This is a genomic window from Microbacterium sp. CCNWLW41, assembly GCF_037083505.1.
Genome location: NZ_JBAOJP010000003.1, coordinates 146,990 through 167,968 on the forward strand (window position 1 = coordinate 146,990; position 20,979 = coordinate 167,968).

General features: G+C 72.6%; 21 protein-coding genes and 1 tRNA gene. 10 read left to right on the forward strand and 12 right to left on the reverse strand.

Translation table 11 applies throughout. From position 1 onward, the window contains the following. The first annotated feature begins 57 nt into the window (after positions 1-57). The 3 genes from V6R91_RS12365 to V6R91_RS12375 are packed head-to-tail and all read left to right on the forward strand — an operon-like array spanning position 58 to position 2,244. Positions 58-708, forward strand: coding sequence for a phosphatase PAP2 family protein (locus V6R91_RS12365; protein ID WP_336395608.1), 651 nt, complete (start codon positions 58-60; stop codon positions 706-708). Positions 709-748: 40 nt separating this feature from the next. Continuing rightward, positions 749-1,357, forward strand: a complete 609-nt coding sequence (locus tag V6R91_RS12370) for a GNAT family N-acetyltransferase (RefSeq protein ID WP_336395609.1) — start codon at positions 749-751, stop codon at positions 1,355-1,357. A gap of 35 nt (positions 1,358-1,392) precedes the next feature. Further along, a complete protein-coding gene (locus V6R91_RS12375; protein WP_271063087.1) occupies positions 1,393-2,244 on the forward strand; it encodes an alpha/beta fold hydrolase in 852 nt (283 codons plus the stop codon). 125 nt (positions 2,245-2,369) lie between these two features. Here V6R91_RS12375 and V6R91_RS12380 read toward each other — a convergent pair. After that, positions 2,370-2,457, reverse strand: a tRNA-Ser gene (locus tag V6R91_RS12380). Between the two features lie 133 nt (positions 2,458-2,590). Here V6R91_RS12380 and V6R91_RS12385 point away from each other — a divergent pair. Both V6R91_RS12385 and V6R91_RS12390 read left to right on the forward strand, forming a co-directional pair. Continuing rightward, positions 2,591-3,379 carry a tyrosine-protein phosphatase gene (locus tag V6R91_RS12385; RefSeq protein WP_271062353.1) on the forward strand — a complete coding sequence of 263 codons (789 nt, stop codon included), beginning with the start codon at positions 2,591-2,593 and terminating at the stop codon, positions 3,377-3,379. Between the two features lie 41 nt (positions 3,380-3,420). Next, positions 3,421-4,740, forward strand: a complete 1,320-nt coding sequence (locus tag V6R91_RS12390) for an LssY C-terminal domain-containing protein (RefSeq protein ID WP_336395610.1) — start codon at positions 3,421-3,423, stop codon at positions 4,738-4,740. 12 nt (positions 4,741-4,752) lie between these two features. On the opposite strand, the gene moaC is transcribed toward V6R91_RS12390, so the two are convergent. Then, a complete protein-coding gene (gene moaC / locus V6R91_RS12395; RefSeq protein ID WP_271062355.1) occupies positions 4,753-5,229 on the reverse strand; it encodes a cyclic pyranopterin monophosphate synthase MoaC in 477 nt (158 codons plus the stop codon). Between the two features lie 55 nt (positions 5,230-5,284). Then, entirely contained in the window at positions 5,285-5,533 is a 249-nt protein-coding gene (locus tag V6R91_RS12400; RefSeq protein ID WP_271062356.1) for a MoaD/ThiS family protein, read from the reverse strand. Positions 5,534-5,622: 89 nt separating this feature from the next. Between V6R91_RS12400 and V6R91_RS12405 the strand changes: the two genes are divergently transcribed. Then, entirely contained in the window at positions 5,623-6,813 is a 1,191-nt protein-coding gene (locus tag V6R91_RS12405; protein WP_336395611.1) for a ThiF family adenylyltransferase, read from the forward strand. Beyond that, positions 6,810-7,223 carry a molybdenum cofactor biosynthesis protein MoaE gene (locus V6R91_RS12410; protein WP_067242367.1) on the forward strand — a complete coding sequence of 138 codons (414 nt, stop codon included), beginning with the start codon at positions 6,810-6,812 and terminating at the stop codon, positions 7,221-7,223. The genes V6R91_RS12405 and V6R91_RS12410 overlap by 4 nt, the downstream gene beginning before the upstream one ends. A 29-nt stretch (positions 7,224-7,252) precedes the next feature. Here the strand turns inward: V6R91_RS12410 and moaA are convergent, their stop codons facing one another. The 5 genes from moaA to V6R91_RS12435 are packed head-to-tail and all read right to left on the reverse strand — an operon-like array spanning position 7,253 to position 11,534. Continuing rightward, complete coding sequence (gene moaA / locus V6R91_RS12415; RefSeq protein ID WP_271062359.1) at positions 7,253-8,350, reverse strand: GTP 3',8-cyclase MoaA; 1,098 nt, start codon at positions 8,348-8,350, stop codon at positions 7,253-7,255. A gap of 37 nt (positions 8,351-8,387) precedes the next feature. Continuing rightward, positions 8,388-9,458 carry a sulfate/molybdate ABC transporter ATP-binding protein gene (locus tag V6R91_RS12420; RefSeq protein WP_336395612.1) on the reverse strand — a complete coding sequence of 357 codons (1,071 nt, stop codon included), beginning with the start codon at positions 9,456-9,458 and terminating at the stop codon, positions 8,388-8,390. Continuing rightward, on the reverse strand, positions 9,455-10,300 hold the full coding sequence (locus V6R91_RS12425) for an ABC transporter permease (protein ID WP_378821420.1): 846 nt from the start codon (positions 10,298-10,300) through the stop codon (positions 9,455-9,457). Before V6R91_RS12425 ends, V6R91_RS12420 begins: the two co-directional genes overlap by 4 nt. Continuing rightward, a complete protein-coding gene (gene modA / locus V6R91_RS12430) occupies positions 10,300-11,130 on the reverse strand; it encodes a molybdate ABC transporter substrate-binding protein (protein WP_336395614.1) in 831 nt (276 codons plus the stop codon). The genes V6R91_RS12425 and modA overlap by 1 nt, the downstream gene beginning before the upstream one ends. Continuing rightward, positions 11,127-11,534 carry a TOBE domain-containing protein gene (locus V6R91_RS12435; RefSeq protein ID WP_231820172.1) on the reverse strand — a complete coding sequence of 136 codons (408 nt, stop codon included), beginning with the start codon at positions 11,532-11,534 and terminating at the stop codon, positions 11,127-11,129. The genes modA and V6R91_RS12435 overlap by 4 nt, the downstream gene beginning before the upstream one ends. A 229-nt stretch (positions 11,535-11,763) precedes the next feature. Here V6R91_RS12435 and V6R91_RS12440 point away from each other — a divergent pair, with 229 nt between their 5' ends. The 3 genes from V6R91_RS12440 to V6R91_RS12450 all read left to right on the forward strand — a co-directional run bounded on the left by V6R91_RS12440 (position 11,764) and on the right by V6R91_RS12450 (position 15,243). Further along, positions 11,764-12,303 (forward strand): nucleoside deaminase, encoded by a 540-nt coding sequence (locus tag V6R91_RS12440; protein ID WP_336395615.1) that lies wholly within the window; start codon positions 11,764-11,766, stop codon positions 12,301-12,303. Positions 12,304-12,414: 111 nt separating this feature from the next. After that, on the forward strand, positions 12,415-13,890 hold the full coding sequence (locus V6R91_RS12445) for an NCS2 family permease (protein WP_336395616.1): 1,476 nt from the start codon (positions 12,415-12,417) through the stop codon (positions 13,888-13,890). Positions 13,891-14,064: 174 nt separating this feature from the next. After that, complete coding sequence (locus V6R91_RS12450) at positions 14,065-15,243, forward strand: MFS transporter (RefSeq protein WP_336395617.1); 1,179 nt, start codon at positions 14,065-14,067, stop codon at positions 15,241-15,243. A 152-nt stretch (positions 15,244-15,395) separates the two neighbouring features. Here V6R91_RS12450 and V6R91_RS12455 read toward each other — a convergent pair whose 3' ends face one another. Genes V6R91_RS12455 through V6R91_RS12470 form a run of 4 tightly spaced genes read right to left on the reverse strand, consistent with a single transcriptional unit; the run spans position 15,396 to position 20,973 of the window. After that, the gene (locus V6R91_RS12455; protein WP_336395618.1) at positions 15,396-16,142 is read right to left on the reverse strand and encodes an SDR family oxidoreductase; all 747 of its coding nucleotides are present in this window, start codon (positions 16,140-16,142) and stop codon (positions 15,396-15,398) included. After that, positions 16,139-17,080, reverse strand: coding sequence for a xanthine dehydrogenase accessory protein XdhC (gene xdhC / locus V6R91_RS12460; protein ID WP_336395619.1), 942 nt, complete (start codon positions 17,078-17,080; stop codon positions 16,139-16,141). The genes V6R91_RS12455 and xdhC overlap by 4 nt, the downstream gene beginning before the upstream one ends. A 12-nt stretch (positions 17,081-17,092) precedes the next feature. Continuing rightward, positions 17,093-19,474 (reverse strand): xanthine dehydrogenase molybdopterin binding subunit, encoded by a 2,382-nt coding sequence (xdhB, locus tag V6R91_RS12465; RefSeq protein WP_336395620.1) that lies wholly within the window; start codon positions 19,472-19,474, stop codon positions 17,093-17,095. Continuing rightward, the gene (locus V6R91_RS12470; protein WP_271062159.1) at positions 19,471-20,973 is read right to left on the reverse strand and encodes a xanthine dehydrogenase small subunit; all 1,503 of its coding nucleotides are present in this window, start codon (positions 20,971-20,973) and stop codon (positions 19,471-19,473) included. The genes xdhB and V6R91_RS12470 overlap by 4 nt, the downstream gene beginning before the upstream one ends. Between the last annotated feature and the right edge of the window lie 6 nt (positions 20,974-20,979).

Consider the following 20,979-nt stretch of genomic DNA (forward strand, 5'->3'; position numbering starts at 1 on the left):
GTCGTCTCGCTTCGCTCGCTCAACGACCGTCACGGCGTTGGACGGCAGAATGGGCGGATGACCAGACGCGCCGCCCTCATCACGGGACTCTCGTGCCTCGGACTCGCCGCCGTCCTGGCCGTCCTCGTCGGGATGTCCGCGCCGTTCCCGGAAGCCCTGGACGAGGCGTGGAACGGCGCGATGGGCGGGCTGCGACTGCCGGGGCTCGTCGGCTTCGCCCTCGCGATGAACGTGATCGGCGGCGGCTGGGTGGCGACGTTCCTGATCCCTCTGGCGATCGCGGGTCTCGCGCTGTGGCGGCGCGGATGGCGTCACGCGCTCTTCGCGCTCGTCGCCTTCGCGGGCAGCGCCGTGGCGGTGCAGGGCATCAAGCACCTGTTGGGCCGCGCGCGACCGGAGGACCTGCTCGTCGCCTCCGACTTCGGCTCGTTCCCGTCCGGCCACACCGCCAACGCCGCCACGATCGCGGTCGTGCTGTGGATCCTCTTCCCCGGCCGTGGCGCGGTGCTCGGCGGCATCGTCTGGATCGTCGCGATGGCCTTCTCCCGGACGGTGCTCAGTGTGCACTGGTTCAGCGACACCGTCGGGGGCGCCCTCGTCGGCGTCGGGGTCGGGCTGGTGCTCGCCGCGGCCTTCTGGGCGTGGGTCGGCCCGGCTCGTCGCCGGGAGGTCGCAGGGCCGCCGACGCCCTCGGTGCCGGGTCGATAGGCTGATCGCACCCCGCCCTTCTTCGCCCCGAGGAGCCCTCGTGCCGCACATCCGTCCGTATCGTCCCGCCGACCGCGACGCCCTGGTCGAGGTGTGCCTGAAGACGGCGGACTCGGGCGGGGATGCGACCGGCATGCTCGCGGACGACGCCCTGTGGGGCGATCTGTTCGCGGTGCCCTACGCCGTGCACGATCCCGGCCTGTGCTGGGTCGTCGAGTCCGACGACGCACGGACGATCGGCTACATCGTGTCCACGGCGGACACGGACGAGTTCGAACGGTGGTTCCGCGACGAGTGGTGGCCGAGCCGTCGGGATCGCTACCGCCGCTCCGGAGAGGCCGAGCCCACGCGCCAGGACCGGCTGCTCGACTACGCCGACGACCGTGGTCCCGGCAGGGAGCCGAACGCGGCGGAGTACCCCGCACACCTGCACATCGATCTGCTCCCCGAGACGCAAGGCCTCGGCCTCGGGCGTCAGCTCGTGCAGACCCTGCTGGCCGAGCTCGGCCGTCGAGGCGTGCCGGCGCTGCATCTCGGGATGAACCCGGAGAACACCGCCGCCGCCGCGTTCTACGAGCGCCTCGGCTTCTTCCCTCTGCCGTCCCCCGAGGGCACGACGATCCTGGGGATCCGGACCCCCGCGGGCTGAGCGAGCGTGTCGGCGGCCGCGCGTAGGGTGCGGTCATGGTCGTCACGATCCCGTCGCTGCCCGATCCGGTCCTCGTCGAGCTCGACGGCGCGACGATCGCGACGTACCGCCTGGGCGACGGCCCGGTGTCCGACACGGTCGTGTTCTGCCACGGCACGCCGTGGTCGGCTCGGGTGTGGGCGGAGGCGGCCATCGACATCGCGAGGCACCGGCCGGTCCTGCTCTGGGACATGCCCGGATACGGCCGGTCGACGAAGGATCCCTCTGTTCCGCTGGGTCTCGGGACGCAGGGCGCCCGGCTCGCCGCGCTCCTGGATCGCTTCGGACTCGAGCGACCGCACGTGGTCGCCCATGACGTCGGGGGAGCGGTGGCGCTCGGCGCCCACCTGCGGCAGGGCAGGGACTACGCGAGCCTCGCGCTCTGGGACGTGGTGACGCTCGATCCGTGGGGCTCCCCGTTCTTCCGGCTGGTCGCCGAGCACGCGGACGTCTTCGCCGCCCTGCCGCCGCGACTGCACGCCGCGCTGGTGACGGAGTACATCGCGGGCGCCGGGAACGGGACGCTGCCCGCCGCCGCGCTCGCCGTCCTCCGCGAGCCGTGGACGGACGCCGAGGGCCAGTCCGGGTTCTACCGACAGATCGCCGCGCTCCGTCCGGCCGACACGAGACCGCTCGTCGAACGTCTCGCGGACATCCGCTGCCCGGTGACGATCGGGTGGGGTGGGGAGGACCCGTGGATCCCGGTGGAACAGGCGCACCGGCTCCGCGCGGCGATCCCAGGGGCGTCGGAACCCCTGATCCTCGACGGCGTCGGCCACCTCGCCCCCGTAGAGGCCGCGGATCGGGTCGCGGACGCCATCCGCGACGGGCTCGCCGTGACCGGATGAGCGGACAGTCTGGCGGTGACGGAGGGACTCCGATGCTCGCCTTCGGCGTGCTTCTCCCCGAATCCCGCGGGTATCGGGAGAAAGCAAGACGGGCCCCCGCTGACGCGGAGACCCGTCTTGCTTTCTGGCGGTGACGGAGGGATTCGAACCCTCGGTTGCTTGCACAACACACGCTTTCCAAGCGTGCTCCTTCGGCCGCTCGGACACGTCACCAGGAAGGAACAACCTGACCATCTTATCCGATCGGGAGTGGTCGCGATGACGCGGGCGCCGGCAGGCGGCGGTCGCTACGCTCGGGGGAGCGGCGTCGCGTCCGCGACGCCCGCCGCCGAGCCGAGGAGTGCCCATGTCGTCGTCCGCCGCCCCGCTCATCGACGGGACCTACAACTCCCGCGACACCGGCGGCACCCCGCTGCGCTCGGGCGGCGAGACCCGGTCGGGCGTGCTCTACCGATCCGACGCGCTGTCCTCCCTGACGGACGCGGGGCGGGACGACCTCGCGGCGACGGGTGTCGGCACGATCGTCGACTTCCGCACGGAGGCCGAGCGCGGCGACGCGCCGAACCTGCTGCCCGAGATCCCGGCGCTGCGCACCGTCTCGCTGTCGATCCTCGAGGGGGCCATGTCGATGCCGGCGGGCGCGGGGGCGGCTCTCGCCGACCCCGCGGCACTTCGCGCTCTGCTGGAGCGGATCCCGACGCTGGAGCGGCTCTACGTCGGGATGCTGGAGAGCGGGGCGGCCTCCTTCGCCGAGGTCGCCCGGATCGTCGCGCGCTCGGCCGACGAGCGCTCCGGCGTCCTCATCCACTGCACCGCGGGGAAGGACCGCACGGGCGTCGCGACCGCGCTCCTGCTGGACGCCGTCGGAGCCGAGCGCGACGCCGTGGTGGCCGACTACGCCGTCAGCGCGTCGAACCTCGCCGGCCCCTGGGCCGAGCGGATGCTCGCACGCGCGGAGTCGTGGGGCGTTCCGCGCGTGCCGCAGATCGAGGCGCTCGTGACCGCGACGCCCCCGGCGGCGATCGAGGCGGCGCTCGCGTGGACCGACGAGCGCGGCGGCGCCGCCGCGTATCTGCGGGCCGGCGGGCTGGAGGACGCCGACCTGGCGCTCCTGCGCGAGCGCCTGGCGGGCTGAGCCGAGCGGCACGGCGACGGGAAGCACCGGGGGAGAGGCGGATGAGCGCGACGGACGACCACCACACGCGCCGCCGGTGGGCGGTGCAGATGCAGCAGCCGCTGCCTCCGGCGACGGTGTTCGATCGTGTCGCGTTCCTGATCGGCACCGCCTCCGCCGTCTGGCTTGCCGTCGTGATCGCGGTGCAGGGGTTCCGGACGCCCTGGGCGTGGCTGCTCTTCATCCCGGTCTGGGCGATCCTCGCGTATCTCGCCCTTCCCCGGCTCCACCGGATGCTGTCGGACCTGTACGTCCCGGACTACTTCTTCGGCCGGACCCGGACGGCCGACGGCCTGCTCGGGGATCCGGTCAACCTCGGCGCGGACGGTTCGGCCGCGCAGCTCGACGCGGCGATGTCCGCGGCCGGCTGGCACCGCGCCGACGAGATCACGGCCGCCTCGACCTGGGGGATCATCGCCTCCACGCTCACCCGGCGCAGCTATCCGACGGCGCCGGTCTCACCGCTCATGCTCTTCGGTCGCCGCCACGACGTGGCGTACCAGCAGGAGGTGGCCGGCAACCCCAAGCAGCGCCACCACGTCCGGTTCTGGCACACCCCGGAGGGGTGGCTGCTGCCCGGCGGGGCCCGCACGGACTGGTTGGGGGCCGGGACCTACGACACGGACGTCGGGCTGTCGTTCTTCACGCTCCAGGTCACCCATCGCATCGATGAGAACACCGACGTCGAGCGCGATCACGTCGTGTCCTCGCTGCAGGAGGCCGACCCGGCGGTGCGGGTGCGGCTGCTGCACGACTTCACCACGGGCTATCACGCCCGCAACGGCGGAGGAGACCGCTTCGTCACGGACGGGAACCTCCCGATCGTGGACCTGACCGGGGTCGCCGCCCCGACCCCACCCGCGGACGCCCCGCTTCCCGCGCACGAGACCCCCACGCCGGAGGACGTCGTCCGTCGCATGCCGCTGGCGGTGGCGGCCGGCGCCGTGATCGTGATGGTGCTCGGCGTGATCCAGCTTCTGACAATCCTGCTCGACCCGGACCTGTGGGAGGCGCTCGCCGGGTCCCCGGGAGACGTCCGTGTCGTCACAGCGGGGATCGTGCTCGTTCTGGCCGGGGTCGTCGCGGCCCAGGTGGTCATGGCGGTGCTCGTGCTGCGGCGGGGACGACGGGCGCGGGCGGTCCTCATCGTGCTGCTCACGCTCGGGATCCTCACCGTCGCGATCGACTACCTCGACGGGTCGATGGTCCCGGGGCTCGACGGCACCCTTCTCATCGCCACGCTGCAGTGCGTCGCGCTGCTGGCGCTGTCGTCGGACTCAGCGGGGGCGTGGGTGCGCCGCACGCGCCGCCGGGAACGATGAGCGGGGCTCGGCTCACTCGGCCTCGCGGGTCCAGTCGCCGCTCTTGCCGCCGGACTTCGCGAGGACGCACACGTCGGTGATGACGGCGCGGTTGTCGACGGCCTTGATCATGTCGTAGAGGGTGAGCGCGGCGATGCTCGCCGCCGTGAGCGCCTCCATCTCCACGCCGGTGACCCCGGTGGTGACGGCGGTCGCGACGATCCGCACGCGGTCGCCGCTCGGCTCGAGGTCGACGGCGAGCTTGGTCAGGGGGAGCGGGTGGCACAGCGGGATCAGCGCGGAGGTCTGTTTCGCGCCCATGATCCCGGCCAGCCGCGCGGTGCCGAGCGCCTCGCCCTTCGGCAGCGAGCCGTCGGCGATCTTCGCCACGACCTCCTCGGTGGTGATCAGCACGGCCTGGGCGTGGGCCTCGCGACGCGTGACGGCCTTGTCGGTCACGTCGACCATGTGCGCGGATCCGTCCTCGCGCAGGTGGGTCAGCTCGCTCATGGGGTCTCCGCTCGTGTCGTCGCCCGGCGTCGGGGCGGGGGTTGCCGCCGTGGCGTCATCCTCCGGCGAAAGGGGGCAGGATGTCGACGGTACCGTGTGCGGGGTGGTCCAGGCGACGGCGGACGACGCCGTCGACGAGGAACGAACCCGATCGCAGGACCGCGGCCATGGCGTCGCCGTAGCGCTCCAGGAGCACGTCACGCAGGGCGGCGAGCGTCGGCTGCTCCGGCAGCGCGATGTCCTCCTGCTCCCGGCCCGCGGCCTCAGCAGCCGCTGCGAAGTACCGGACCGTCACGTTCACCATTGCCCCATCCTACCCCGCATGCGGAAATCTATGTTCGCATGGCGGAAGAACTCTGCCGCAGAGTGGAGAAGCCCGCGTAGACTTCCGGCATGATCCCGCTCGTCGAGCCGGGTCCTGCCCTGGACTCCGCGCGCATCGCCCGCTACAGCCGTCAGCTCATGCTCCCCGGGTTCGGGGAGGACGCGCAACGTCGACTGCGGGCCGCGCGCGTCCTCGTCATCGGGGCCGGCGGACTCGGGAGCGCCGTCGTGCCCATGCTGGCCGCGGCCGGGGTCGGCACGATCGGCGTCGTGGACGACGACGTCGTCGAGCTGTCGAACCTCCACCGCCAGCTCAGTCACGGCGTGGCAGATCTCGGGCGCGCCAAGGTCGACTCGCTCGCCGACGCGGTGCGGGCCATCGATCCGGACACCGTCGTGCACGCTCACCGCGAGCGGCTCGGAGCGCACAACCTCCCCGCCCTCCTCGAGGACTACGACCTACTCGTGGACGGCAGCGACAACTTCCCGACGCGCTTCCTCGCCAACGACGCGGCGGACCTCGCGGGCAAGCCGCTGGTGTGGGGCGCCATCCTGCGATTCCACGGCCAGGTCGGCATCGCCTGGCGCGGCCACGGCCCGACCTACCGCGATCTCTTCCCGGAACCGCCCTCCGGCGACGAGGCGCTGTCCTGCGAGCTCGGCGGTGTCCTCCCGACGCTGTGCCCGGCGATCGGCTCCCTCCTGGCGACGGAGGCGATCAAGCTGGTGACGGGGATCGGGGAGCCGCTGCTCGGGCGTGTTCTCGTGTACGACGCGCTCACTGCACGCACCCGGGAGATCGCCTACCGTGCGGATGAGGACGCGCCTCGGGTCACGGCTCTCGAGCCGGAGTCGCCGGCCGGCGAGCGCGATGAGCGCGACGCCGTCTCCGCGGCCGAGGTGCTGCGCGCGATCCGCGCCGGAGAGCCCCTGCGGCTCGTGGACGTCCGGGAGCCGGACGAGACCGCGCTGCGCCGGATCCCCGGAGCCCGGCTGCTGCCGCTGGGCCGCCTCGACGCGGGCGAGGATCCGGAGGGACCCGCGCCCGTCGTGGTCTACTGCGAGCGCGATCCACGGTCCCGTCGTGCCGTGCGGACGCTGCGGGAGCGGGGAATCGACGCCCGCTACCTCGCCGGGGGGATCCGTGCGTTCGTCGCGATCGGCGGCGAGGTGGAGGCCGGGCAGGCGGGCGCCGAACCGGCTCCGCCCGCGGTCGAGGAGGTCGCGGGGGCCGCGGCCGGAGAAGGGGTTCGAGCATGACCGAGACAGCGCCGGCCATCGCCGAGGGGCCGATCGACGAGGCCGCGGTGGACGCCGCCGTGGGCTCGGACGCGCACGGTGCGATCGTGACGTTCCGCGGGGTTGTCCGTGATCACGACGGCGGTCGCCCGGTGCGCGCGCTCGACTACCGTGCGCACCCCGAGGCGGCCCGGTTCCTCACGGAGATCGTCGAGCGGGTCGCCGCCGAGACGGGCCTGCGGGTCGCGGCGACGCATCGCGTGGGCGACCTCCGGATCGGGGACGTCGCCCTCTACGCCGCCGCGTCCGCCGGGCACCGCGCCGAGGCCTTCGCCGCGTGCGAGCGGCTCGTCGAGGAGATCAAGCGCGGGGTCCCCATCTGGAAGCGCCAGCACTACGACGACGGCGTCTCCGAGTGGGTGGGACTCTGAACCCGCTCGAGAACCGATGAGGACCGGGATCAGCCGCCGATGTAGCTCATCTCGATCCGCTGGCGGGCGGCGCGCAGCTCCGGCGTGAGGCTGGAGCGGATCTCCGAGTAGCGGTCGTCCCGCGCGCCCCAGATCCCGGCCATCGCCGCCGACAGCCGCTCGTCGTCGGCCCCGCCCCGCAGCAGGGCGCGCAGGTCGTGCCCCTCGTCGGCGAACAGGCACGTGTAGAGCTTGCCGTCCGTGGAGATCCTGGCCCGGTTGCACGTCCCGCAGAAGGCCTGCGTGACCGAGGAGATCACGCCGATCTCGCCCTCTCCGTCCCGGTAGCGCCAGCGTTGGGCGGTCTCGCCCGGGGCCGTCGCCTCCGCCGGCTCCAGCGGGAAGACCGCCGAGATGCGGTCCACGACCTCGGCGGACGGAACGACGGCGTCGAGGGACCAGCCGTTGGAGGTGCCGACGTCCATGAACTCGATGAACCGCAGCGTGCACCGCGTCCCCTTGAAGCGGGCCGCCATGTCCACGATCTCGCCGTCGTTCAGGCCGCGCTTGACCACCATGTTCAGCTTGACGGTCGGGAATCCGGCGGACAGGGCCGCGTCGATCCCGTCCAGGACACGGGAGACGGGGAAACGGACGTCGTTGATCTCCTGGAACAGCGCGTCGTCGAGCGAGTCCAGGGACACCGTCACGCGGTCGAGACCCGCTTCGCGCAGCGCGGCGGCCTTCACGGGCAGGGCGGAGCCGTTCGTCGTGAGCGCGATCTCCGGCCGGTCGCCCTCGGGCGTGCGCAGCGCCGCGAGGCGGGCCACGAGCTCCTCGATGCCCTTGCGCAGCAGCGGCTCGCCGCCGGTGAGGCGGAGCTTGCGGACGCCGTGGGCGACGGCGATCCGCGCGATCCGCTCGATCTCGTCGAAGGTCAGCAGCTCGTCGCGGTCCAGGAACGCGTAGTCGCGCCCGAACACGGTCTTCGGCATGCAGTAGCCGCAGCGGAAGTTGCAGCGATCGGTGACGGAGATCCGCAGATCCCGCATCGGGCGGTCGAGACGGTCTGCGAGCAGGCCGGTCGACGGCAGCCGCCGCGCGCCCACGCCGCCCTCTGCGGTGCGGGGAATCGGTGGGATCGTCATCGTCCACCCCCTTACGAGTCGATAACCGTACCACCGCTCAGGCGGAGGAGCGCACGGAGACGTCGGTCTCGGCGATCGTGAACCCCAGCCGCAGGCCGGGCCGGAGCCCGAGCGTCGCGGCGGCGGGGGCCGGGCAGTCGACGGCGATGTCGGGGTGCTCCGCGGTGCGGATCCGGACGCCGCCCGGAACGGGTTCGAGGAGCGCAGCGGTGCCGACCCAGGCGTTCGGCCCCGCCTCCTCTGCGGCGTCGCCCCCCGCACGGACCCGGACCGCGGACGGCGCGAACACGGCGGACGCGGGGGCGCCGTCGATCACCGACCGCCCGTCGGAGAGCACGATCGGCGCCCCGTCCGTGCCCCGCGCCAGGACGCCGCCGCCGACGCCGACGCCCGTGACGAGATTCACCCCGGCCACCGCCGCGACGAACGCGGATCCGGGATGCCCCAGCACCTCGGCCGTGGCGCCCTGCTGGACGATCCGGCCCTCCTGAAGCACGACGGTCCGCGCGGCGAGGACCACCGCATCCATCGGATCGTGCGTGACCAGCACCAACGGGACGCCGGAGCGGTCTCGCTGATCGGCGACGAGGCGACGGGCCTGGCCGGCGGTCTGCGCGTCGAGGCCGGAGAAGGGCTCGTCCAGCAGGAGCGCGCCGGGCCGGGCCGCGAGCGCGCGGGCCAGCGCCACCCGCTGCTGCTGCCCGCCGGAGAGCTGTGCGGGGCGACGCGAGGCGTACCCGGCCATGCCGACCTCGTCCAGCCACCGCCGTGCCTCGGCACGGGAACGGGCGCGCGGCGTCCCCTGCGCCCGCGGGCCGAAGGCGACGTTCTCGAGCGCGCTGAAATGCGGGAACAGCAGGGCCTGCTGTCCGAGTAGACCCACCCGGCGCCGTTCGGCGGGAACGGCGCGTCCGGGGCCGAGGAGCTCCCGGTCTCCCAGGCGGATCGAGCCGGTCGCCGGCCGCTGCCCCGCGATGGCGGCGAGCAGGGTGGACTTCCCCGATCCGTTCGGCCCGAGGATCGCGAGCACCTCGCCGGGCTCGGCGTGGATCCCGGCCTCCAGGACGAAGGCCCCGGCCCGGACACGCACGTCGGCATGGAGGGTCATCGGATCGCGTCCGCCCGCCAGCCGCGCATGAGCACGAGCACGCCGACCGCTACGAGGATGAGCATCAGCGACAGCGCGATCGCGGTGTCCTGACGGACGCCGGCGCCGTTGAACGCCGTGTAGATCGCGAGCGGCATGGTGCGGGTCACCCCGGGGGCGTTGCCGGCGAACAGCGCCGTGGCGCCGAACTCGCCGAGCGCCCGGGCGAAGCACAGGACCGTCCCCGCGACGAGACCCGGGGCCGCCAGCGGCAGGGTCACCCGGCGGAACACGGTGAAGCGCCCGGCGCCGAGGCTCGCCGCCACGCGCTCGTGACCGGTGCCGACGGCCCGGAGCGTCCCCTCGATCGAGATCACCAGGAAGGGCAGCGCCACGAACGTCTGCGCGATCACCACGGCCGCCGTCGTGAACGGGATGCGGACCCCGAGGAGATCGAGCGCCCCGCCGAGCAGCCCGTTGCGCCCCAGCAGCGAGAGCAGGGCGATGCCCCCGACGAGCGGGGGCAGCACGAGCGGCAGCGTCGCGAGCGTCCGCAGGACGGCGGCGAGCCACGACGGGCTCCGCGCGATCACGAGGGCGAGGGGCACGCCCAGCAAGACGCACAGCATGGTCGCGGCGGTCGCGGTGGCCAGGGAGAGGCCCAGGGCCTGGAGGGCCTCGGGAGCGGTCATCGCGGCGGGAACCCCTGCCCAGTCGAGGCGGACGAGGAGGCCGATGAACGGCAGCAGGAGCAGGAGGACGCCCAGGCCCGCAGGCACCGCGAGCCAGACCGGGATCCGGGCGCCGCGGAGCCCGGAGCGCCGCGGCGGCCCCGATGCCGCCGTCGGGAGGGACTCGGCGATCACGGGGCTCCGAAGCCGAAGTCCGCGAGCACCGCCTGGCCGTCGGGGGAGAGCACGAAGTCGACGAACGCGGTCGCGGCCGGCGAGTTCGCGGCGCCGTCGAGGACCGTGAGCGGATAGACGTTCGTGGCCCGATCCGCCCCGTCGATGTCGATGCCGTCCACCTCGCCCGCGGCCGCGGCGACGTCGGTGCGGTAGACGAGACCCGCATCCGCCTCGCCCGAACGCACCTTGGCGAGCACGGCCGTCACGTTCTGCTCCTCGCTGGCGGGCGTCACCGTCACGCCCGCCGCATCGAGCAACGTGTGCGCGGCGTTCCCGCACGGCACCTCCGCCGCGCACGTCACCACCGTGAGCGTGGGGTCGGCGAGGTCGACCAGCCCCTGAACATCTCCGGGGTTGCCCGCCGGGACGGCGATCTGCAGGACGTTCGTGGCGAAGGGGACGGTCGTCGTGGCGAGTCCTGCGTCGGTGATCTTCGCCATGTTCTTCTCGTCCGCGGAGGCGAACACGTCCACGGCGGCGCCCTCGATGATCTGCGTGGCGAGCACCGAGGACCCGTCGTAGGAGATCGGCCGCACGTCGACGCCGGGGTGGGCCTGTTCGAACGCGGCAGCGAGCTCGTCGAACGCCCCGGACAGCGAGGCCGCCGCGAAGATCGTGAGCTCGCCGTCGAGCGTCTCCTCAGCCGGCGCGGACGACGTGCCGGGGAAGGGGGTCTGGGGGGCCGCGTCGGTCGGCGCCCCGGTCGGAGCGCAGGCGCCGAGCCCGAGGGCGGCGGTCAGGAGCGCCGCGGCCAGGCCGGCGCGGCGGAGGAGGGAAGCGTTCATCGGAGGGGGTCCTTGTCGGTCTCGAGGATGACCATGGTCGCCTTGACCACGGCGACGCCCTTGGATCCGACCTCCAGCCGCATCTCGCGCGCGGCCTCGGCGGACATCAGGGACACGACGCGGTGCGGTCCGCACTGCAGCTCGACCTGTGCCATCAGGCCGTCGATCTCCACGCGGGTCACGAGCCCGACGAAGCGGTTGCGGGCGCTGCGGCGGACGTCGCCGACATCCGTGACGTCCGCCGCCATCGCCTTGGCCCGTTCGGCCAGCTCGGCCCCGGGCACGACCTGCCTGCCCGACGCATCCTGCGAGACGGTGAGGGTCCCGTCGTGGACCCACCGCCGGACGGTGTCGTCGCTCACGCCGACGAGCGCTGCGGCCTCGCTGATCCGAAAATGCGTCATGAAGGCGACCATATCTCCGCACATGCGGAACAGCAAGAAGGTATACCACATTGTGGAAGCTTTTTTCCGAATATCCGTGGACGAGCGCGATCTTCGTTGCTAGCCTCGAAGCGCCCGGGAGGATCCCCTCTGAAACTCGTCCAGGGCATCAGATTCCCCACCGCGGATCGACGAGGATCCCTCACCCGATCGGTCCTCACCGCGACAGCGACAGCAAGGAAGCTCTCTGATGCACACGATCGGCCTCAGCACCTCTGGCACCCCCGTCGACGGGGCCGCCGACGCCACCACGCCCAGCCCCGCCGAGTACCTCGCCCGCGCGGTCGACCTCGCCACCGACAACGTCCGCAACTCCGGAGGCCCGTTCGGCGCGATCGTCGTCACCGCCGACGGCCGGGTCTTCGAGGGCGTGAACCGCGTGACCGCCAACAACGACCCGTCCGCGCACGCCGAGGTGACGGCGATCCGCAACGCCTGCGCAGGGCTGTCCACGTTCGATCTCACCGGCGCCGTCCTCTACACCAGCTGCGAGCCGTGCCCGATGTGCCTGGCGACGTCGCTGTGGGCGCGCATCGACCGCGTGTACTTCGCCGCGGACCGCGACGACGCGGCCGACGCGGGCTTCGACGACGCACTGTTCTACCGCTACTTCGAGGGCGACGCCCGGGACCGGGAGATCATGCCCGTGGCCCAGGAGGCGCTGCCCGCCGACCAGCGCGTCGCCCCGTTCACCGAGTGGACGCACACGGCGAACCGCACCGACTACTGACACACCGCGCGATCCGCGCACCCTATCCCCGCACACGACGCGAGCACGTCACCCATACACCGTCGTGCCCGGACGAGGACGTCCGGGCACGCCTTTCGAGCAGGAGAGCACATGTCTCAGACCGCCGAAGTCCGCGATGGCGCGGACGCCATCGAACCTCCCGAGCCCAAGGGCGCCCTGGACCGGTTCTTCGACATCACCCGGCGAGGATCCAGCATTCCGCAGGAGATCCGCGGAGGACTCGTCACCTTCTTCGCGATGGCGTACATCGTCATCCTCAACCCGATCATCCTCTCCGGGGGCACGGACGTCACGGGCAACTCCCTCGACTTCGCGCAGGTCGGGGCCGCGACCGGTCTGACCGCCGGAGTGATGACCCTCCTCATGGGCCTGGTCGCCCGGGTGCCGTTCGCACTCGCCGCCGGGCTCGGGATCAACTCCTTCCTCGCCGTCTCGGTCGTGGGCGACGTGAGCTGGCCCGAGGCCATGGGGCTCGTGATGATCAACGGCATCCTGATCGTCCTGCTCGGGGCGACCGGGATCCGCACGGCGATCTTCCACGCCGTGCCGCAGGCGCTCAAGGCGGCCATCACGGTCGGCATCGGCCTGTTTATCGCCTTCATCGGATTCGTCGACGCCGGCTTCGTCAACCGGACCCCGGCCGGCCCGCCCGTGCAGCTGGGCGACGGCGGCTCGCTGACCTCGATCCCGACCCTCATCTTCGTCGGCACGCTGGTGCTGATGGGCATCCTGATCGCGCGGAAGGTCCCGGGTGCCATCCTCATCGGCATCATCGCGGGCACGATCGTCTCGGTGATCGTCGAGGCGACGATGAAGCTCGGCCCGCTCGATCCCGCAGGGAAGAACCCCGGCGGCTGGCACATGTCCGTGCCGGCGATGCCCGCGCAGTGGGTCAGCATGCCGGACTTCTCCCTGGTCGGGCAGTTCGACCTCCTCGGATCCTTCGGCCGCATCGGCATCCTGTCCGCGGTCATGCTCGTCTTCACCCTGCTGTTCACGAACTTCTTCGACGCCATGGGCGCCATGACCGGGCTCGCCCGGGAGGCGGGGATCGCGCGCAAGGACGCCACCTTCCCGCGCCTGCGCAGCGCGTTCGTCGTCGAGGGCGCCGGCGCCGTCATGGGCGGTGGCACCTCCAGCTCCTCGGCGACGGTCTTCATCGACAGTGCTGCCGGCATCGCGGAGGGGGCCAGGACCGGGCTCGCGGCGCTGGTCACCGGCGGGCTGTTCCTGCTGTCGATGTTCGTCACCCCGCTCACGGCCATCGTGCCGATCGAGGTGGCCGCGGCCGCCCTCGTGATCGTGGGCGCGCTGATGATGGCGCAGATCCGGGAGATCAAGTTCGACAAGTTCGCCGTGGCGATGCCCGCGTTCCTCACGATCGTCACCATGCCGCTGACCTACTCGATCGCGAACGGGATCGGCGCCGGGTTCATCGCCTGGGCGGTCGTGAACGCGCTCGCCGGCCGGGCGCGCAAGGTGCACTGGCTGCTGTGGGTCGTCGCCGCCGGCTTCGCCGTGTACTTCGCCCGCGGTCCGATCGAGGCGCTCCTCGCGGGCGGTTGATCCGCCTCCCCGGTAGCCGAGTGGTCAGTTTCTGCGGGTTCGCGCCGGTGCAACCCACAGAAACTGACCACTCGGCGTGAGCGCGGGGCGGTGGTTCGGTCGCGGGGCCGGGCGGCGGCTCGCTCGCGGTCGGGGCGGGCGGCGACGGCGGACGCGGTGGGAGGATGGAGCACGATGACGACGCAGACGCAGAACTCCCGGTCGGTCTGGCGCGAGCCCGGGATGCCCGCGCTCATCGCGATGATCGTGTCGGGGTTCACCGGCTACGCGCTCCTCTTCCCCGTGGCGCCGCTGTGGGCGGCCCGCGGCGGCGCCGACGAGTTCGGCGTCGGTCTCGTCACCGGGATCTTCATGCTCTGCACGGTCCTCGCGCAGCTTGCCGTGCCGCGCTTCCTCCGTCGCTGGGGGTGGAAGCGGGTGCTGATCGCGGGGCTCGTGTTCCTCGGCCTGCCCGCGCCGTTCCATCTGCTGTCCGACGGGCTGGCGCCCATCCTCGCCATCGCGGCACTGCGCGGCGTGGGGTTCGCGATCCTCACCGTCTGCGGATCGAGCGCCGTCGCCGAGCTCATCGAGCCCGCACGGCGAGGCCGCGCGATCGGCGCCTTCGGACTCGGGATCGCCGGGCCGCAAGTGCTCGTGCTGCCGCTCGCCCCCTGGATCGCCGAGACCCTCGGGTTCGCGGCGGTGTTCGTCGCGTCCGCGGTTCCCCTGGCGGGCGTGGTCGCCGCCGCGCGCCTCGGGGCACGGCTGGAGGCGATCCCGCCCCATCCCGAGCCCGCCCACGCGCATCGGGGCCTGCGTCGCTTCGTGGGGCTGGTGCCGCCCGTGCTTCTGCTGCTCGGGGTGACGCTCGCCGGCGGTGCGCTCATCACCTTCGTCCCGCAGCTCACCGCGAACGCGGCGACCACGACCCTCGCCCTGCTCGCGCTCACCGGACTCGCCGCGCTGACCCGCTGGGGGATCGGGCACATCGCCGATTGGGTGGGGGTGCGACGGCTGCTGTGGCCGTTCGTGCTCACCACCGTCGGCGGGCTGACGCTCGCCGCGTTCGCCGCCGCGGAGCCCGGGCGCGACGCGGCGCTGGCGGCGGGCATGGCCCTCGTCGGGATCGGATACGGCGCGCTGCAGAACCTGACGATGGGCGCGGCCTTCGCCGCCGTCGCCCCGCGCGATCAGGTCGTCGCGAGCGCCGCGTGGAACATCGGCTTCGATGCCGGGACCGGTCTCGGGGCGGTCGTCGTGGGGGCGCTCGCCGCCGCCTTCGCGTTCCCCGCGGCTCTGCTCGCCGCCGCGGCGTTCGCCCTCCTCACCCTGCCTTGCGCCTTCCTCGTCTCCCGTCCTCCCGCGCCCTGATCCGGCGTCCCCCCGGGCTCAGGTGTGTCGGGGTTTTGGGGTGCGATCCGGGGCGAAACGGGACCACGGCGGACCCCGAACCCCTGGAATGGGCCCCAAACCCTAGGGGGGAGGGGGGGAGGGGAGGGGGGGAGAGGGGGAGGGGGCGGGGGTTAGCCGCGGCCGATGAACGGCATACCGGCGGCGGTCACGGTGAGCTGCGGGACGCTCACGTCGAGCGGCAGCCGGGCGACGCGGACCACGAGATCCGCCACATGCGCGGCATCCATCGTGGGCTCGATGCGACGGGAGCCGTCGGCCTGGAGCGCTCCGTCCCCGACGATCCCCGAGACGATGCCCGTGCGGGCGTTGCCGATGTCGAGCTGCGTCGCGGTGATGCCGTGATCCCGGCCGTCGAGCTCGATCGACTTCGTGAGCCCCGCGATCGCATGCTTCGTCGTCGTGTAGGCGACCGACAGCGGCCGCGGCGTCTGCGCGGAGATCGAACCGTTGTTCACGATGCGACCGCCCGCCGGACGCTGCGCGCGCATCTGCCGGAAAGCCGCACCGGCGCACAGGACGGCACCGGTGACGTTGACTGCCCAGGTCGCGTCCCAGTCGTCCGGATCCAGGGAGCCGACGTCGGCGACCGGTCCGAAGACCCCGGCGTTGTTGATCAGGACGTCGAGCCGACCGAACCGCTCGACGTGGCGGCGGACGAGCTCATCGATCTGCGCCGCGTCCGTGACGTCCGTCGGGACGACGAGCGCCGCCTCTGCCCGGATTCCCGCCGTCTCTTCCAGCGCTTCGCCGCGGCGCCCCGCGAGCGTGACCCCGAAGCCGTCCGCGAGGAGGGCGCGGGCGACAGCACGGCCGATGCCGCTGCCGGCACCGGTGACGATCGCGGAGGGGGCGCTCATCCGGGGGACTGTGTTTCGTCTCGCTGCGCTCGCTCAACGACCGAGGGCTGCGTTTCGTCTCGCTGCGCTCGCTCGACGACCGGGGGCTGTGTTTCGTCTCGCTGCGCTCGCTCAACGACCGGGGCCTGGTCGTCGATCAGCTGCAGGATCCGGGCCGCGACGCTCACCGCGATCACCGCGGGCTGCTTCCCGGTCACCTCGGGAATGCCGATCGGCGTCGTCACCCGGGCGAGCGCCGCCTCGTCCTGGCCCAGCTCGCCGAGCTTCTTCCGGAACCGCGCCCACTTCGACGCCGATCCGATCAGCCCGACGGACCCGAGCCCGGGCGTGCGCAGCGCCTGGTCCACCACGGCCAGATCCTCGACGTGGTCGTGGGTCATGACGAGCACGTGCGCGCCCTCGGGGAGCTCCGCCAGCGCGGCCTCGGGGACGGGAGCATGCACGACGCGGACCCGCGCGACGGCGTCGCCCAGGACCCCGGCGGAGCCCGGATCCCCGATCCGTTCGGGCGCGAGCATCTCCGCCCGCGAGTCGACGAGCGTCAGCTCCAGTTCGTGCCGCGACAGGATGCGGGCCAGCTCCAGTCCGACGTGGCCGAGCCCGAAGACGGCCACGGACGGGACGACCCGGATCGGCTCGAGCATCATCGTGACCTCTCCTCCGCAGCACTGCACGCCGTACTCGGTCGTCGCCTTGTCGCTCAGCGTGAGTGTCAGCAGCTCCGGCTCTGCGGTGCCCTGGGCGAGCATGGCGCGCGCCCGGTCGATCGCGGTGGCCTCGAGGTTGCCGCCGCCGACGGTGCCGAACACGTCGCCGGGGGAGACGACCATCTTCGCCCCGCCGTTGCGTGGCGAGTGTCCGCGCACCATGGCCAGGGTCACGACGACCGCCGGCGTGCGTTGTGCGCGCAGCCGCTGCAGGGCGTCGAGCCAGTCCACGGGGTCCTCGGATCAGACGGCGGACAGCGTCCGCTCGGCGTCCGCCGCGGCGGCGTCCCGGGGAGCCCCCGCCTCCTGCGCCCGGCGGACCGCCCAGAACACCGCCTCGGGCGTCGCCGGCGAGCCGAGGTCCACGGAGTGACCGGTGGGCCCGAACTCCGCGACGGCCTGGCGGAGCGCCTCACGGGCACTGAAGGCGAGCATGAACGGCGGCTCGCCGACGGCCTTGGACCCGTAGACGGCGCCCTCCTCCCGCGCGTTCTCGAAGAGGCGCACGTGAAACTGCTCGGGCATCTCGGAGAAGCTCGGCAGCTTGTACGTGGACGCGGACTGCGTCTGCAGCCGGCCGCGGTGCGGGCCGTCGCTCTCGTCCCAGCGCAGCTCTTCCAGTGTCAGCCAGCCCACGCCCTGGACGTAGGCGCCCTCGATCTGGCCGATGTCGAGCATCGGGGAGAGGGAGTCGCCCACGTCGTGCACGATGTCGACGCGCGTCACCCGGTACGCGCCGGTGAACTCGTCGACCTCGACCTCGGTGGCGGCGCTGCCGTACGCGAAGTACTTGAACGGGGATCCGTGCATGGCCTCGGGATCCCAGTGCAGGCCCTCGGTGCGGTAGTAGCCGGCGGCGAACAGCTGGATGCGCTGGAAGTACGCCGCCGCGGCGACCTCGGCGAACGTCAGCCGCTGCACGGTGTTCCCGAGACCGGTGACGTAACCGCCGGAGAAGCGCACGTCGCGCTCGTCGACGCCGAGGAGTCGTCCCGCGACCTTCGCCATCCGCTCGCGGATCTGGTCGCACGCGTTCTTGACCGCCCCGCCGTTGAGGTCGGCGCCGCTGGACGCGGCCGTGGCCGAGGTGTTCGGGACCTTGTCGGTACGGGTCGGAGCCAGGCGCACCTGGTGCAGCTCCAGCCCGAGCGCCGTGGCGGCGACCTGCATCATCTTCGTGTGCAGGCCCTGGCCCATCTCGGTGCCGCCGTGGTTGATGAGCACCGAACCGTCCTTGTAGACGTGCACGAGGGCGCCGGCCTGGTTGAACGCGGCGAAGTTGAAGGAGATGCCGAACTTGATCGGCGTCATCGCGATCGCGCGCTTCACGTGCGGGCTGGCCGCGTTGAAGGCGGCGATCTCCGCCTGGCGCGACACCACGTCCGCCTCGGTGAGGAGCTGGTTCCAGATCGTGCCGAGCCGGTCGGCGTCCTTCACCGTCTGGCCGTAGGGCGTCGTCTGTCCCTGCCGGTAGAAGTTCTGCTCGCGCAGGCGCAGCGGATCGATCCCCAGCTGCGGTGCGACGCGACCGAGGATGTCCTCGATCAGGTACACGCCCTGGGGGCCGCCGAAGCCGCGGTAGGCGGTGTTGGAGGTCTTGTTCGTCTTCGCGATCCTGCCGTGCGCGTGGACGTTGGGGACCCAGTAGGAGTTGTCCAGGTGACACAGGGCCCGCGCGAGGACCGGCTCGGACAGGTCCAGGCTCCACCCGCCGTCCGCCGTCAGCACGGCCTCGAGCGCCTGGATCATCCCGGACTCGTCGAAGCCCGCCTTCCACGTGATGTGGAAGGGGTGGCGCTTGCCGGTCATCGTCAGGTCCTGCGTCCGGTTCAGGCGCAGGCGCACCGGACGACCGGTGAGCTTCGCGCCCAGGGCCGCGATCGCGGCGAAGCCGTGGGGCTGCATCTCCTTGCCGCCGAAGCCGCCGCCCATGCGCAGGCACTGCACGGTCACCTGGCTGGAGGTGACGCCGAGCACGTGCGCGACGATCTCCTGGGTCTCGGACGGGTGCTGCGTGGAGCACTGGATGAAGTACTGCCCCTCCGAGTCGCGCACGGCCAGCGACGCGTGCGTCTCCAGGTAGAAGTGCTCCTGCCCGCCGAACTCGCTCACCCCCTCGAAGACGTGCGCGCTCGCGGCCATGGCGGCCGCGGCGTCGCCGCGAACGACCGTGCGCGGGATCCCCTGGAAGGATCCGGCGTCGATGGCCTCCTGCACCGTGATGAAGGAGGGGAGGTCCTCGTACTCGACCTGCACGCGCTCGGCGCCGAGGCGCGCGGCCTCCGGCGTCTCGCCGAGCACCCAGACCAGGGCGTGCCCGTAGAACATCGCCTCGTCAGGGAAGAGCGGCTCGTCGTGCTTGATGCCGGCGTCGTTCACGCCCGGCACGTCGGCGGCCGTGAGCACGCGGACGACTCCGGGGACCTCGTAGGCGCCGGAGACGTCGACGGTCACCTTCGCGCGCGCGTGGGTGGACTGGACCGGCCAGGCGGTCAGGACGCCCGCGGTCTGCGCCGCGAGGTCGTCGGTGTACATCGCCGCCCCCGTCACGTGCAGGGCCGCGCTCTCGTGCGCGGCGCGGACGCCGACGACGGGGTTCTCGGGACGATCGGCCAGGGCGCTCATGCCGGGACCTCCTTCGAGTCGATGCCCTCGGCCTGAGGGCGCTGCGTGGTGCTGTAGAGCTTGAGCAGGGCCGAGCCCAGCATGAGCGAGCGGTAGTCGGCGCTCGCGCGGTGGTCCGACATCGGTGTCCCCTCGTTCTTGAGGATCTCCGACGCCGTGCGGATGGTGGCGACGTTCCACGGCTGGCCGATCAGGGCCTCCTCCGTCGCGCGGGCGCGCAGCGGCGTGGCCGCGACGCCGCCGAGACCGATCCGCGCGGCCGTCACGATCCCGTCGTCGTCGACGTCCAGGGCGAAGGCGACCGCGACGCTGGAGATGTCGTCGAAGCGCCGCTTCGCGATCTTGTGGAAGGCGGTGAGACCGGCCAGCGGGAGGGGGATCCGAATGGCCCGGATCAGCTCGTCCGCGGCGCGGACGGTCTGCCGGTATCCGGTGAAGTACTCGGCGAGGTCGACCTCGCGCTCGCCGGCGACGGAGGCGAGCACGACCCGGGCTCCGAGCGCGAGCAGCGCCGGCGGGGTGTCGCCGATCGGGGACCCGGTGCCGAGGTTGCCGCCGAACGTGCCGCGGTTGCGGATCAGGCGGGAGGCGAACTGCGGGAACAGCTGGGCCAGCAGGGGGATGCGGCCGTCCAGGCGCTTCTCCACCTCGCTCAACGACAGTGCGGCGCCGATCTCGACGACGTCGTCCTCGATCGAGAGCGTGCGCAGCTCGTCGAGCTGCTCGATCGCGACGACGAGCGGGGCGCGGCGGCCGCGGATGTTGACCTCGACGCCCCAGTCGGTGGATCCGGCGACGAGCAGCGCGTCAGGCTCGTCGTGGAGCAGGCGCAGGGTCTCGGCGAGGGTCGCCGGGCGGACGAAGCGCGCGCCGTCCACGACGGCGTCCGTGGGGACGGCGGAGGGGGCCGGCTCCTGCAGCCGCTGCCGCAGCGGATCGGAGTCCACCGGGGACCCGAGCGAGTACGCGGCGTCGCGGATCGGCCGGTAGCCGGTGCAGCGGCAGAGGTTGCCGCTCAGCGCGTGCAGGTCGAACCCGTTGGGGCCGTGCTCGGCGTCATGCGCGGGGCAGTCCTCGTCGTGCGCCGCGGCGGAGGCGTCGATCGGCGCGCGGTCGGCGCGGTAGTACTCGCCGGCCATGGAACACGCGAAGCCGGGCGTGCAGTAGCCGCACTGGGAGCCCCCGGCCTCGGCCAGCTTCTCCTGCACCGGGTGCAGGTCCTCGGGGGAGCCCAGGCCCTCGGCGGTCACGATCTCCTGGCCGTTGAGCGCGTAGACGGGAACGAGGCAGGCGTTGACGGGCGTCCAGGCGGTGCCGCCGTCCGGCGTCGGGGTGGCCAGCAGCATGGCGCAGGCGCCGCATTCCCCCTCCGCGCATCCCTCCTTGCTTCCGGAGAGGCCGGTGTCGCGCAGCCAGTCGAGGGCGGTCGTGTGCGCGGGGGTGCCGCCGAGCGGACGGGAGGTCCCGTTGACGGTGAGGGTGACGTCGGTGTCAGTCATGGAGGT

Excerpts from the sequence above, each read along its gene's own strand:
- moaC (WP_271062355.1), bottom strand. The coding sequence starts at position 5,229 with ATGAGCGAGCTGACCCACCTGCGCGAGGACGGATCCGCGCACATGGTC.
- V6R91_RS12375 (WP_271063087.1), top strand. The coding sequence starts at position 1,393 with ATGGTCGTCACGATCCCGTCGCTGCCCGATCCGGTCCTCGTCGAGCTC.
- moaA (WP_271062359.1), bottom strand. The coding sequence starts at position 8,350 with ATGACGATCCCACCGATTCCCCGCACCGCAGAGGGCGGCGTGGGCGCG.
- V6R91_RS12455 (WP_336395618.1), bottom strand. The coding sequence starts at position 16,142 with ATGAGCGCCCCCTCCGCGATCGTCACCGGTGCCGGCAGCGGCATCGGC.
- V6R91_RS12405 (WP_336395611.1), top strand. The coding sequence starts at position 5,623 with ATGATCCCGCTCGTCGAGCCGGGTCCTGCCCTGGACTCCGCGCGCATC.
- V6R91_RS12450 (WP_336395617.1), top strand. The coding sequence starts at position 14,065 with ATGACGACGCAGACGCAGAACTCCCGGTCGGTCTGGCGCGAGCCCGGG.
- V6R91_RS12470 (WP_271062159.1), bottom strand. The coding sequence starts at position 20,973 with ATGACTGACACCGACGTCACCCTCACCGTCAACGGGACCTCCCGTCCG.
- V6R91_RS12445 (WP_336395616.1), top strand. The coding sequence starts at position 12,415 with ATGTCTCAGACCGCCGAAGTCCGCGATGGCGCGGACGCCATCGAACCT.
- xdhB (WP_336395620.1), bottom strand. The coding sequence starts at position 19,474 with ATGAGCGCCCTGGCCGATCGTCCCGAGAACCCCGTCGTCGGCGTCCGC.
- V6R91_RS12385 (WP_271062353.1), top strand. The coding sequence starts at position 2,591 with ATGTCGTCGTCCGCCGCCCCGCTCATCGACGGGACCTACAACTCCCGC.
- V6R91_RS12435 (WP_231820172.1), bottom strand. The coding sequence starts at position 11,534 with ATGACGCATTTTCGGATCAGCGAGGCCGCAGCGCTCGTCGGCGTGAGC.
- V6R91_RS12410 (WP_067242367.1), top strand. The coding sequence starts at position 6,810 with ATGACCGAGACAGCGCCGGCCATCGCCGAGGGGCCGATCGACGAGGCC.
- V6R91_RS12390 (WP_336395610.1), top strand. The coding sequence starts at position 3,421 with ATGAGCGCGACGGACGACCACCACACGCGCCGCCGGTGGGCGGTGCAG.
- V6R91_RS12440 (WP_336395615.1), top strand. The coding sequence starts at position 11,764 with ATGCACACGATCGGCCTCAGCACCTCTGGCACCCCCGTCGACGGGGCC.
- modA (WP_336395614.1), bottom strand. The coding sequence starts at position 11,130 with ATGAACGCTTCCCTCCTCCGCCGCGCCGGCCTGGCCGCGGCGCTCCTG.
- V6R91_RS12365 (WP_336395608.1), top strand. The coding sequence starts at position 58 with ATGACCAGACGCGCCGCCCTCATCACGGGACTCTCGTGCCTCGGACTC.
- V6R91_RS12400 (WP_271062356.1), bottom strand. The coding sequence starts at position 5,533 with ATGGTGAACGTGACGGTCCGGTACTTCGCAGCGGCTGCTGAGGCCGCG.
- V6R91_RS12420 (WP_336395612.1), bottom strand. The coding sequence starts at position 9,458 with ATGACCCTCCATGCCGACGTGCGTGTCCGGGCCGGGGCCTTCGTCCTG.